We start from the raw sequence: 12558 nt of genomic DNA on the forward strand, positions 1-12558 counted from the left end.
TTCCCGAACGACGCCGTCTCCGACGTGAACCGGTCCCCGGTCAGCTGCATCCCGTCCCCGGAATCCCCCGCGAAACGGATGATCACCCGGTCCAGGGGCCGGACTTCCTTGGCGGGTACCGCCCCCGTCCCGGACAGCTCGGTCGTTTCCACAGACATACGAGGTCGGCTCCTGTCGGTCCGTGACACGTCTCGCGGCGGCACCGGATGGTGCGTCCACCTGAGCGCGAGGCTAGTGACGGCCGTTAGAGCAGCGCTCGCGTCCGCCCCGGCCGCGCCGCGGACCGTCTCCCGGCCGACCGGGGGCGGGTCAACTGCCGTGGGTGCCGGGGCGGTTCGGGGCGGTTCGGGCCGGGTGGCGGGCCGACGGGGTGCCGGGGTGGCGGGGTGGCGGGGTGGCGGGCCGACGGGGTGCCGGGGTGGCGGGGTGGCGGGGTGGCGGGTCACGCGCCGGGGACCAGGCTCAGATGCCCCCGGCGGGCCGGCCCGGGCCGCGGGGCGGGTGCGGGTGCGGCGGCGGGTGCCGGGGCGGCGGCCGGCGGGCCCGGGGCGGGCGCGGGCCGCGCCTGGGCCAGGGTGTCGTGCAGGGCGTCGGTGAACCGGTCGATGTCCTCGGCGGTGTTGGTGTGGTGCACGGATGCGCGCACGGCGGTGTCGATCCCGCGTCCGGGCAGGTACAGGGGCATCTCCTGGGCGACCGTCTTGCACACGTCGATCCCGCGCTCGGCCAGCGCGCGGCGGATCTGCGCGGCCGGCAGCCGCTCGTGCCGGAAGGTGACGACGGCGCACTGGCGGCGGCCGGGGGCGATCAGTTCCGTGCCGGGCATCCGCTGCACGGCGGCGCGCAGGCGCGCGGCCAGATCGGCGCCGGTGTGGCCGCCGCCGGTGCCGGCGTCGGGGGGTGGGGTGGTGTGGGCGGCGAGGGCGGTGTCCAGGGCGGCGACGCGGGCGCCCTCCGCGGCGGGCAGCGGGGCGGGCTCGTAGGGGCCGTCGGTCTGCCGCAACGCGGGGGCCACGTAGGCGAATCCGGTCGACTGCGGGCCGCCCAGGAACCGCCAGCCGTCGCCGGTCAGCAGCTGGCAGCCGATGCGGGCGACGTCCACGGGCAGCTGCCCGGCCGCGTAGGAGGCGTCGACGGCGTAGGTGCAGCGGTGGCCGGCGAGGAGGCGTCCGATGTCCTCCACGGGGTGGACGATGCCGCAGCCCGCGGGCACGTGCGGGACGCTGACGAGGGCGACGTCGTCGCCGATGTGCCGGGCCATCCACTCCAGGTCGAGGTCGCCGCCGGGGCGCAGCGGGACGACGTCCAGGCGGCAGCGGGTGCGATCGCGCAGGGCGAGCAGGGCGGTGAGGTGGCCGGCCGACTCGTAGGGCGTGGTCCAGATGCGGTCGCGCGGGCCGAGCACGAGGCGCTCCACCACGGCGGTGAACGCCTCCTGCGCCCCGGTGCACACCACGGTGTCGCCGGCCGGGGCGCCGAGCAGGGCGCCCAGCCGCCGGTGGATCTGCCGCTGCAGGACGTCGTCGAGGCGCTCTTCCAGCTCCCAGGGCCCGTAGCGGTCCTCGAAGCGGGTCCATTCGGTGAGCGTCTCGAGGACGGCGGCGGGCATGCGGCCGAGTCCGGCCGCGTTCAGACGGACCCTTCGGTCGCCGTGGGACATCGCGTTCACTTCCGGGGCCTCCCCCCGTCACAGGATCCGAGGCAAATCGTTGCCTGATGCGTGGCAATACATTGCCCACAGAATCGGGGAGTTGGCAACAGGCATTCAGGCGGCGCTCGAGCGGCGGCGTCCCGGGGGCCGGGGATTCGGTTGCGCCAGGCCTCGTCCTCTAGGAATTGCCAAGCGTTGCCAGAGCGGTTCCCGTTTTGCCTGAACTCGGTTCCTGTGCAGGTCAGATGAGGTTTTGTGAGGCAAGTCGGAGGGGCCTGGAGGGCCTTTGGGGCGCATTTCGCGGGTACCTTGAGCGAATTTCCACCAATTCCCGACCAATTCACGAGGATTCCTTGCCAACCTTCTAGGCAAGAGGTTGCCAAACAGCGAAAACAAAATTGACACCGGGGAGCCCGCCATGAACCGCATCGCCCGCATCGCCACCGTCGCCGCCGCCCTCGCCGCCACCGCCTTCTCCACCGCCGGCGCCGCGAACGCGATCGACTGGCCGGCCGCCCCCACGGCGACGACGTCCACGGCGGCGATCGACTGGCCGGCCGCGCCCGCCACCGCGGTCCAGGCGAGCGGTGACATCGACTGGCCGGCCGCCCCGGCCACCGCCGTGCAGGCGAGCGGTGACATCGACTGGCCCGTCGCCCCGGCCACCGCCGTGCAGGCGAGCGGTGACATCGACTGGCCCGTCGCCCCGGCCACCGCCGTGCAGGCGAGCGGTGACATCGACTGGCCGGCCGCCACCGCCGTGCAGGCGAGCAGCGACATCGACTGGCCGGCCGCGGGCTCCGACATCGACTGGCCGTCCTCCGCCGCCGTCTGATCCGCGCCCGGGCCTTGGTGCCCGTCCCGTGACGCCCCCGCAGGCCCCCGTGCCCGGCGGGGGCTTCGGCGTTTCCACGGGGCCGGAGTGGGGCCGTCAACTCCTCTGATCGGGTGGGTGGTTGGCAAGTCCTGCCGGGGGTTTTGGCGACAACCGGGCGCCGCTGCCTGCGGCTCCATCGCCGCTCGACCGGGGCGAGACGCCCCCTCGAACCGCCCTTGCCACGATTCAGGCAACGTTTTGCCAAGCCGGAAAGCCGCGTCGAAGGAGCGAGTGCTGATGTCCCTCTCCGGACTCATCGAGCAGCAGGTCCTGGCGGGTCCCGACGCGATCGCGGTCCACTACCCCGCGCACGCCGGGCACCGCGGCGGGCATCTGACCTACCGTGAGCTGAGCCGTGCGGCCAACCGCCTGGCCGCGCACCTCGAGGCCCGCGGCATCCGCCGCGGCGACCGGGTGGTCATCGCGCTGCGGCCCGGCCCGGAGCTGGTGAGCGCGCTGCTGGGGGCGGTGCGCGCCGGTGCCGCCTACGTGCCGGTCGACCCGGCCGCCCCCCTCGCCCACCGGCGGCTGGTGGTGCGCGACTGCGCGGCCGGCGCGGTGCTCACCGAGGGCGCGGGCGCCGCCGACTACGCGGGCTTGGGCACGGTGGTGGTCGACCTGGACGCGGAGGCCGGTGAGATCGCCGGGCGTCCGGCGGCGACGGCCGGCCGGGCGGGCGAACCCGGCCCGGACGAGGCGCTGCACGTGCGCTACTCCCCCGCCCCCGGCGACGGTGCCCGCGGCTCGGCCGTGGGGGTGGAGGGGACCGTGGTGTCGCACGGCGCGGTGGTGGACTTCGTACGCGCCACCGGTGAGCTGCAGCTGGGTCCCGCGGACGCGGTGGCCCAGACGGCCGGCTCCGCGCTGGACGCGGTCGTCTTCGAGGTGTGGGCGACGCTGGCGGCCGGGGCCCGGCTGGTGGGCCTGGGCGCGGACACGGTCGCGGATGCGGGCCGGTTCCAGGACGCGGTGCGCGCCCTGGGGGTCTCGGTGGTGTTCTTGCCGGCCGCGCTGTTCGACGCGATCGCCCGCCGCCGGCCGGCGGCCTTCGCGTCGCTGCGGACCGTGCTGATCGGCGGGCAGGGGGTGGACGCGCGGCGGGTGCGGCAGGTGTGCGCGGCCGGCGCGCCGGGGCGGCTGCTGCACCTGTACGGGCCGGCCGGCACCGCGCCCGCCGCCTGGCGGGAGGTCGGCGGCCACCACCCCGCCACCGAGACCGAGACCGGGGCCGGGGCCGGGGCCGAGGCCGGGGCCGGGGAGGGTGAAGGGGGCCTGGCGGGCGCGGAGTTGGAGGAGGACACGGGCACCGGCGGCGGTGAGGGCGGCGTCGGCGGTGAGGGCGGTGTGCCGTTGCCGGTGGAGGAGGTGCGGCGGTGGCGGGCGGCGGCCGTGGCGCGGATCGCGGAGCTGCCGCGCCGGCGGGTGCTGGAGCTGGGTGCGGGGGGCGGGCTGCCGGCGGACCTCGCCCGGGACGGGCAGGTCGAGGAGTACTGGGCCACCGACCCCTCCCCCGCGGCCGTCGCCGCGCTGCGGGCGCGGGTGGAGGCCGAACCGGTGCTGAAGGGCAAGGTCCGCCTGGCCTGCCGCGGCCTCGAGGACCTGGGCGGGCTGCCGGCCGGTCACTTCGACACGGTCGTCGTCTCCTCGGTGAGCCGGCACCTGCCCGACGCGGCCGGTCTGCGGCGTCTTGTGGAGGGGGCGTTGGGGCTGCTCGCCCCGGGCGGCTCGCTGTACCTGGGGGATCTGCGCAACCTCGATCTGGCGTACTGCCGGCACACCGGGCTCGCGCTGGCGCGCGCCGGCGGGGTGCCGGGCGACCGGGAGGCGCTGCGCCGCGGCATCGAGGGGCGGGTCGCCGCCGAGCGTGAACAGGCCCTGGCCCCGGCCGCGTTGGTGCGGCTGGCCGGTGACCTGCCCGCGGTGCGCGGCCTGGACCTGCGCGCGCCGCGGGGGGTCGAGCACAACGAGCTGACCCGGTACCGCTACGACGCGGTGCTCAGCACCGCCCCTCCGGCCGCCGACCTCGCCGCCGCGCCCGCCGTGCGCTGGGGGCAGGACGTCGACACGGTGGCCGGGTGGCAGCAGGCGCTGCGCGGCGGCCGGCCGGCCGTGCTGCGGCTGGCGGGCGTGCCCAACCGGCGGGTGCACGACGCGTACACGGCCATGCAGTCCCTGTTCGACCCGCGGGAGGGCATCGACCTGGCGCCGCAGGACGCGCCCGCGCCCGGCCTGGAGGTGCTGTGCGCGGCGGCCGAGCGGCTGGGCTACCGGGCGCTGGCGACCTGGGGGGAAGTGCCGCACCTGCTCGACGTCGTCGCCGTCGACCCGGCCCGCATCCCGGCGGGCCCGGTGACCGGCCTGTACCTGCCGCCGGCCGCCGCGGCCGGCCCCGGCACCGCCCCGGTGACCGGGCCGGTGACCGGGCCGGTGACCGGGCCGGTAGAGGCGGGCGCTGCCGCACCCGGCTCCGCCGCCACGCCCGTAGCCCTGTCCCCCGCGCCCACGTCCGGGTCCGGGTCTGTCGCGGACGCGGAAGGAAGCAGGGACGGGCGCGGGTGCGAGGACCGGGACGGGGATGGGGATGGGGGCGGTGGGGGCGGGGTGCAGCCCGGCACGCCGGTCGAGGAGATCGTGTGCGACCTGTTCGCCGAGGCGGTGGGCGCGGCCCGCGGGCGGGTGCCCGCCGACGGCGACTTCTTCCGGCTGGGCGGCAACGCGCGGGCGGCGGACCGGCTGCTGGCCCGGGTGCGGGAGATGCTGGACGCCGAGCCGGGGGTACGGGCGCTGTACGAGCATCCCACCCCGGCCGCGTTCGCCGCGCTCGTCGGGGACGCCCCGGCCGCCCGCCCGGGCCCCTGCGTCCCGATGACGGACGAGAGCGCGCAGTTCACGCTGCGGCTGCGCGGCCCGCTGGACACCGGTGCCCTGCAGGCGGCCCTGGAGGACCTCGGCCGGTGCCATGCGGTGCTGCGCCATTCCCGGCTGGGGTGCGCCGGCACCCGGCTGCGGGCGCTGGCCGCCGAGGAGCATCTGCTGCACCTGGCGCTGCCCGCCGACCGGGTCGACTGCTGGTCGCGGCTGCCGCTGGCCGGTGAACTCGCCCGCGCCTACGCCGCGCGGGTGCGCGGCGGCGGCCCGTGCCGCCCGCTGCCCGGCCCCACGGCGGCGCCCCGCGCGCACGGCGGTGACGTGCCGGCCACCTCGGTGCCCGGCAGCGCGCCCGCCCCGGCCGGCGCCGGCCGTCACGGCCGGGTGGAGAGGGAGCTGGATGCGGGGCTGCACGCGCGGCTGACCCGGCTGGCCGCCGCGCGCGGCGCCACCGTGTTCATGGTGGTGCACGCCGCGCTGGCCGCGCTGCTGCACCGGATGGGCGCGGGCGGCCGGGTCACGGTGGCCGCGCCGGTGCCGGCCCGTGCCGGCGCCGCCCTGCGGCGGGCGGTCGGCTCCTTCGGGCGGGTGCTGGCGCTGAGCGTGGACACCGGCGGCGATCCCGCCTTCGGCGAACTGCTGCGCCGGGTGCGCACGGCGGACCTGGCCGCCTACACCGACGGCAACGCGCCGCTGGCGGTGCCGGGCGGCGGGATCGCGCTGAGCGTGCGGCGGGAGGCGGCCGGGCACGTCAGCGCGGGCGGGCTGTCGGTCCGCGTCGAGCCGGGCCCCTGGCCGCTGCCGGCCGCGGACCTCGCGCTGACGCTGACCGAACGGCACGGCGCGGCGGGCGCACCGGCCGGCCTGACCCTGAGCGCCGTCTTCCGCCACGAGACGGTCGGGCAGAACGCCGCCGCGGCGCTGGCCGGCGATCTCACCGCCCTGCTGCGCGCCGCGCTGGCCGCACCGGACACCCCGCTGAGCCGGCTGCAGCCCGCGCCGGCCGCCTTGGCCGGCCCGGGCACGGCGGCCGGCCCGGGCAGGACGGCGGGCGGGGTGTGGGCGGGCACGGAGGTGCCGGCTGCGGGGCACGACGTGGCCGCGCTCGTCGCCGCCCGGGTGGCCCGCGCACCCCGGGCGCCGGCCCTGGCCGGCCTGGACTACGCCGAACTCGACGCCCGTGCCGACCTGCTGGCGCACGCCCTGATCGCCCGGCAGGCCGGACCCGGCCGCTGCGTGCTGACCGCGCTGTCCTGCCCCGCCGGGTTCGCCGTCGCCGCGCTCGCGGTCGCCAAGACCGGCGCCGCGCTGCTGCCCGTGGACCCCGCCCGCCGTCTCGCCCCCGGCCCGCGCCCGGCGGTCCTGCTGCTGGACGAGACCGCCGACCTGCTGCTGGACGCCGTGCCCGGCGCGGCCCGGCTGGTGCGCGCGGACGCCGCCGACCGGCTGCCCCCGGCCGGGCACTGGCCGGTCACCGCCGCCGACCGGCTCCGCCCGCTGCGCCCCGGGGACCCGCTGCTGCTGGCCCCCGGCGAGACGGGCCTGGCCGCCGTCGGCAGCGAGGCCGTCACCGCGGCCGCCCTGAGCGCCCCGGCCGACGCCGGCTGGCTGGTGCGCGGCTACCCCGACGCGGACGCCGCCCTGGGCCTGCTGAGCACGCTGGCCGCCGGCGCCCGCGTGCACCTGCCCGACACCCGCCTGAGCGCGGACGTCCCGCACGAGGTGCTGGGCTGGCTGCACCGCCGCAACGCCCGCATGGTCCTGGGCGGCGCCGACGCCCTGCTGTGCGCCCTGATCGCCCTGGCCCGCACCGGCCCCGCCCCGCTGCGCGTCAGCGGCGGCTGGACCGAGGGCCGGCTCGTCCTCGACATCACCCCCGGCGCCCCGGCCCGCCCCGCCCCCGGCCACCGCGCCTACCTGCTGGACGCCGCGCTGCGCCCGGTCGCCGCCGGCCGGACCGGAGCCCTCTACATCGCGGGCGCCGGCGTGGCCCAGCACTGCCGCCCGCCCGGCGGCGCCGACCGCTATCTGCCCGACCCCTTCGGCAACCCGGACGGCACCACCGCCCGCATGTGGCGCACCGGCCGCGCCGCCCGCCTCGACGCCCACGGCACCCTCCGGGTCGGCGACGCCCCCGCCCCCGACGACCCGTTCACCGACCCGGCCGCCGCCTTCCTCGTCCTGGCCGACCCGCACGGCCGGCCCGCCCTGTGGCCCGCCGCGGCCCCCGTCCCGCCCGGCTGGCACCAGACCCACCCCGAGACCACCTACGCCCGCTGCCTCCCCCACCTCACCCACCAACCCGGCCACCCCCTGAACGACCGGGCCGGCCACCCGCCGGACGGCCGGGCAGCCGGTGACGCGGTAGACGACCGGGCCGGTGACGTGGGCGGCCCGTCGGGCGACCTCTCGTAGACGACCCGCACCGCACGGCCTCGGCTGCCCCGGCACGAACACGGCGCGGGGCGGGGCGGGGTCCAGCTGGAACAGATCGTCCAGGACGCCCCCGAACAGGCAGCCACCGACGCCGCACGCGTCCTCGGACACTTCATCCGCCACCGCGCACCGCAAGCACACCCCGGCCCGGACCCCGACAACAGCCGGCCCGACAGCCCCGGTCCGGACCGCAACGAGCTGCCCAGCGAGCCCGCCGCCGGCGTACAAGCAGCCCGCACCGCCCTCACCCGAACCGAATCACGCACCCACGTCGACCCCCGCGAACAACTCGGCCTCCACGGCCTCCACCTCGCGGGCGCCCACCTCAACGAAGCTGACCTCACCCACGCCAACCTGTCGGGGGGCGATGCTCACGAAGGCTCGTTGCAAGGGGCCGACTTGTCGAGTGTCAAGGGCTTGCTGCTGGAAGAGATCAGATCAGCCTTCACCGACCAGGAAACCAAGATGCCTGATTTCGAGAGTGGTGAACGGGCGGCTACGGCGGGCTGACGGAGCCAAGAGCTGCCTCCGCTGCAGACGGAAGGAGACACAGAGGCCCCCGGCAGTCCACACTGGGGGCACGACCGCGTGAGGAAGGAGAGGGACCCATGAGCGTTGCCATGACCGATCACGTCGGACCGTGGACCGTGGACCAGGTCCTGGCCCTTCCGGAAGACCGGCGGACACGCTACGAACTCCTGGGAGAGTCGCTGATCATGACGCCCGCCCCCGGCCTACGCCACCAGCGGGCTAGCTTCCGTCTCCACGTCGCGATCGACGCCGCCGCCCAGACCGCAGGCGCGGACGTCGAGGTCCTGGAAGCCATCAACATGATCACGCCGGACGGCCTGTTCGTGCCCGACATCGTGGTCGCCGACGCAGGCTCCACCGCCGACGACGCCGCCAGCATCGACGCCGAAGCCGTGCAGCTCGTCGTGGAACTCGTCTCGCCCGGAAACGCGCAGATGGACCGCACCGTCAAGCCCGCCGCCTACGCACGCGCCGGCATCCCCCACTTCTGGCGGCTGGAGTTCACCCCGGCCCCCCGCCTGATCATGATGACCCTCAGCGGCGGCCGCTACGTGGAGCAGGCGACGGCCCTCCCCGGCACCAGCACCAAGGTCACCGAGCCGTTCCCGTTCGCGATCGACCCGGCGGGCATCGCACGCCAGTAGGGGCCCGTGCCCGTCACCGCGCTGTCCGGAGCACGAGCGGGACCCTGCCGTCACATCCACTTCAAGCAGGTGCCCGGCACCTGACCGTCGCGCGCCACTCGCCAGATGTTCCGCCGCGGCCGCACTTGCGGTACGCCGGACCGCTCGTCGCGCGGGCAATCGCCTCCACGCACGATGTCACCGCGTCGCCCACGGTGCAGGTAACCCAACGATGGGCGAGGTGGGCTGAGCCACGGCCGGTCGTTCCACGCAGACCGCCGCACCGCCACCGTCTTCCCCGTGGCCTTGTAGCGCGCCGTGCAGTTCGCCTTATGCCCGCTTCGCCGGGGCTTTCCGTGCGGTGCGCCCGGCGGGTGGCGGGACGCCGTCAGTGCGGGCCAGCCCCTGCACCCAGTATACATTCGATCATGTATATTGATACAATGGTCTAGGTATATGGAGGGTGGGGGCTGTGAGCAGAACTGTCATTGACCTTGACGACGACGCCTTGGAAGCCGCGGCGAAGGAACTGGGCACCACCACGAAGCGGGACACCATCAACACGGCCCTGCGGGAAATCGTCGCCCGCAACCGTCGACTGCGTGCCCTGCACGAACTGCAGGACCTCGCCGATGACGGTGCCCTCGACGTCGAACTTCTCCTGGACAAGCGCGCCTTGCGGGGTGGTCCCGCCCGGTGAGCGTTGCCGACTATCTCATCGACACATCGGCGCTGGCCCGGATCCTGCTGCGTCAGGCGGCACCGGAGTGGGAACAGTGCATCGGCGCCGGGCTGATCGCTCTGTGCGACCTCACCGAACTGGAAGTCCTCTACTCGGCACGTTCGGCGAAGGACCGCGACGCCATCCAGGAACGACTGAACCAGTTCGCCTGGTGCCCCATGCCCGACGGCATCTACCGGCGCGCCCGCGTGGTCCAGGGCCAGCTCACCGCCAAGGGTGAGCACCGCAGCGCAGGAGCCGTCGATCTCCTCGTGGCCGCGACCGCCGAGGAGGCGGGACTCACGCTGCTGCACTTCGACCGTGACTTCGACACTATCGCCCGCACCACCGGCCAGCCCGTGCGAATGATCGACCTGAAGTAGCCGGCCGCGGCGGGTGGGCCGCGGGCTCAGACGGCGGCGTCGCGGGGGGCGGAGGAGGAGGCCAGGGCCTCGGCGAGGATGCGCCAGATCTGCGCGGCCAGGTCGATGTTGGCGTCCGCCTGGGCCTGCTCCGCCAGGGCGCGCAGGCCCTGGATGCCGCCCGGGTCGCCGGAGCGGACGGCCAGCTGGTGGCGCAGGATGTCCATCTGCACCCGCTCCCGGTAGGTCATCCGCGGCTCGGCCTGGGCGAGTTCGCCCAGCAGGGCGCGGGCGTCGTCGTAGCGGGCGGTGGCGAAGGCCAGGTCGGCCTTGAGCGCGAGGAGCTGCTGGCGCAGTCCGGGGGTGCCCACGAACGCCAGTGCCGACTCGGCCGCGTCCAGGCAGCGTGCGGCGGCCTCGGGGTCCGGCGGCAGCTTCTCCAGGTGCAGCCGGCCGGCCGTCAGCCGCAGCCGCAGCCACAGCACCAGGTCCTCGCTGCTGGCGAACTTCTCCAGCGCCTCCTCCAGGTAGGCCTGGGCGGCGGCGTGGTCGCCCTGGCGGACCCGGACGGCCGCCGCGGTCCACATCGACTCCGCCCACAGCACGTCCGAGCGGCCCGCGACCAGCTCGACCAGTTCGTCGACGTGGGCGCGGGCGTCCGGGGTGCGGCCCGCCTCGCCCTCCACCGAGACCAGCGCCAGCAGCACCGCGGCCCGGTCCTCCACGTCCAGGTCGTCCTCGCCGGCCAGCCGGTGGGCGCCGGTCGCGGCGTCCAGGGCGCCGTTGATGTCGCCCAGGGAGCGCAGGCAGCGGGCCAGCCGGGTCAGTCCCCGCACCCGCAGCGCGGTCAGTCCCACCCCCTCGCCCAGCCGCACCAGTTCACGCAGGTAGGCGCCCTCACCGGCGTGGTCGCCCTGCAGCCGCCGCTGCCCGGCCAGCTGCCACAGCGCCTGCCAGCGCAGCACCGGCGCCTCGTGCCCCTCGGCCGCCAGCGCCTCGCGCAGCGTCTCCAGCGCCGCCCCGGAACCGGTGGAGGCCACCAGGGACAGCGCGTTGGCCAGCGAGCCGCCCGCGGGCTCCTCGAAGTCCGCCGTCTGCAGGCCGAGCCGGCCCGCGAGGTAGGCGACGGCCCGCTCGGTGGGCTGGCGGGCACCGGACTCCAGCCGGGACAGATACCCCGTCGACATGCCCTCCCCCGCCAGCGCGGTCTGGGACAGCCCGCGGGACTGGCGCAGTTTCCTCAGACGGGTGCCGAAAGCGGGCTGCTGCAGCATGTGACCATTCCCTGGCGACAAACGGGCGGAGGGGGCGGCGGCCACGGCGCGACATGCCGGGCAACGGGGGCGGACCCGCCCGCCGCAGGACGCCCCGAGCGTAGGCGGCCGGGCAACGGCCGGGCAATGTTTTGCCAGGCCGTATGCCCTGGTCCTCGTGCGGATCTCACGAGACTCTCGTGCGTTTCTCGAGCGGTCCCCGACCGGGCCCGGGGAGCATCTCAAGCGTCAGGGGCGGGGCCTGCCCGCCCGCCCCGTCCTTCCGCCACGGACACCGCCCGGTCCGCCGTCCACGGGAGTGCCAGATGACGCCGTCGGTCCCCGCCCGCCCCGGCCGCGGACGACGGCCGGGACCGCCCCCCGCACCCCGGGGCGAGGACGACATCGACTGGCCCTGACCACCCCGTCCCCCCGTTATGTTTTCCGCGGTCCTGCAAGAGGACCGCTGGCCTCCGGGCCCGGCATGGCTGGTCCCCCCTGTCGAACGGATGACCTGGGGGGTGGTGCCACCGGGCCCGGGAGGCGCCGTTGGAGACGCTGATGAGAGGTCCGACTACCGCCTGGCCTGGCGCAATGCCAGGCCGTTCGCGGGCGGCAGGTCTGCATAACGTGGATGCGCGCATACGACGCCGAAGCCCTGGCCAGCACCGCACGAACCCCGCTCGGGAGGATGGGTTGTACGACATCGACGACGTGGGCGTCTTCCTCGGCCTGGACGTCGGCAAGAGCGCCCATCACGGGCACGGGCTGACTTCGGTCGGCAGGAAAGTCTTCGACAAGCAGCTGCCCAACAGCGAGCCGAAACTGCGGGCCGTCTTCGACAAGCTGGCCGCGAAGTTCGGCACCGTGCTGGTGATCGTGGACCAGCCCGCCTCCATCGGAGCCCTGCCTCTGACGGTCGCCCGGGACGCCGGCTGCAAGGTCGCCTACCTGCCCGGACTCTCGATGCGGCGGATCGCCGATCTTTACCCGGGCGAGGCGAAGACCGACGCGAAGGACGCGGCGGTGATCGCGGACGCCGCCCGGACGATGCCGCACACCCTGCGCTCGCTGGAACTGACCGACGAGATCACCGCCGAACTCACCGTACTGGTCGGCTTCGACCAGGACCTGGCGGCCCAGGCCACCCGAACCAGCAACCGGATACGCGGCCTGCTCACCCAGTTCCACCCCAGCCTGGAACGCGTCCTCGGGCCGCGCCTGGACCACCCCGCG

The 12558-nt window shown here is 75.8% G+C and carries 8 protein-coding genes and 1 pseudogene; 7 read left to right on the forward strand and 2 right to left on the reverse strand.

Features of this window, described 5'->3' with window-relative positions:
• Nucleotides 1-442: 442 nt before the first annotated feature.
• Entirely contained in the window at nt 443-1660 is a 1218-nt protein-coding gene (locus ACIRPX_RS45405; RefSeq protein WP_404206052.1) for an aminotransferase class V-fold PLP-dependent enzyme, read from the reverse strand.
• Between the two features lie 409 nt (nt 1661-2069).
• Here ACIRPX_RS45405 and ACIRPX_RS45410 point away from each other — a divergent pair, with 409 nt between their 5' ends.
• From ACIRPX_RS45410 to ACIRPX_RS45435, 6 genes and pseudogenes are all read left to right on the forward strand, one after another.
• Complete coding sequence (locus ACIRPX_RS45410; RefSeq protein WP_404206045.1) at nt 2070-2486, forward strand: hypothetical protein; 417 nt, start codon at nt 2070-2072, stop codon at nt 2484-2486.
• Nucleotides 2487-2765: 279 nt separating this feature from the next.
• Nucleotides 2766-7811: an AMP-binding protein gene (locus tag ACIRPX_RS45415; RefSeq protein ID WP_404206046.1), complete on the forward strand. Its 5046-nt coding sequence runs from the start codon at nt 2766-2768 to the stop codon at nt 7809-7811.
• A 369-nt stretch (nt 7812-8180) separates the two neighbouring features.
• A pseudogene (locus tag ACIRPX_RS45420) lies at nt 8181-8342 on the forward strand (hypothetical protein); the annotation flags it as partial.
• 98 nt (nt 8343-8440) lie between these two features.
• Nucleotides 8441-9007: a Uma2 family endonuclease gene (locus tag ACIRPX_RS45425; RefSeq protein ID WP_404206047.1), complete on the forward strand. Its 567-nt coding sequence runs from the start codon at nt 8441-8443 to the stop codon at nt 9005-9007.
• Nucleotides 9008-9458: 451 nt separating this feature from the next.
• Nucleotides 9459-9686 carry a type II toxin-antitoxin system VapB family antitoxin gene (locus tag ACIRPX_RS45430; RefSeq protein WP_404206048.1) on the forward strand — a complete coding sequence of 76 codons (228 nt, stop codon included), beginning with the start codon at nt 9459-9461 and terminating at the stop codon, nt 9684-9686.
• A complete protein-coding gene (locus ACIRPX_RS45435) occupies nt 9683-10090 on the forward strand; it encodes a PIN domain nuclease (protein ID WP_404206049.1) in 408 nt (135 codons plus the stop codon). The genes ACIRPX_RS45430 and ACIRPX_RS45435 overlap by 4 nt, the downstream gene beginning before the upstream one ends.
• 26 nt (nt 10091-10116) lie before the next feature.
• Here the strand turns inward: ACIRPX_RS45435 and ACIRPX_RS45440 are convergent, their stop codons facing one another.
• Nucleotides 10117-11343 (reverse strand): helix-turn-helix domain-containing protein, encoded by a 1227-nt coding sequence (locus ACIRPX_RS45440; protein WP_404206050.1) that lies wholly within the window; start codon nt 11341-11343, stop codon nt 10117-10119.
• A 675-nt stretch (nt 11344-12018) separates the two neighbouring features.
• On the opposite strand from ACIRPX_RS45440, the gene ACIRPX_RS45445 reads away from it, so the two are divergent.
• A partial coding sequence (locus tag ACIRPX_RS45445) for an IS110 family transposase (protein WP_404206051.1) occupies nt 12019-12558 on the forward strand: 540 nt, incomplete at its 3' end.

It is taken from the genome of Streptomyces sp. NPDC101225 (genome assembly GCF_044767585.1).
GTDB lineage: Bacteria > Actinomycetota > Actinomycetes > Streptomycetales > Streptomycetaceae > Streptomyces.

Bases quoted from the DNA above. Each gene is read 5' to 3' on its own strand.
- ACIRPX_RS45440 (WP_404206050.1), bottom strand. From the start codon at position 11,343: ATGCTGCAGCAGCCCGCTTTCGGCACCCGTCTGAGGAAACTGCGCCAG.
- ACIRPX_RS45415 (WP_404206046.1), top strand. From the start codon at position 2,766: ATGTCCCTCTCCGGACTCATCGAGCAGCAGGTCCTGGCGGGTCCCGAC.
- ACIRPX_RS45410 (WP_404206045.1), top strand. From the start codon at position 2,070: ATGAACCGCATCGCCCGCATCGCCACCGTCGCCGCCGCCCTCGCCGCC.
- ACIRPX_RS45425 (WP_404206047.1), top strand. From the start codon at position 8,441: ATGAGCGTTGCCATGACCGATCACGTCGGACCGTGGACCGTGGACCAG.
- ACIRPX_RS45405 (WP_404206052.1), bottom strand. From the start codon at position 1,660: ATGTCCCACGGCGACCGAAGGGTCCGTCTGAACGCGGCCGGACTCGGC.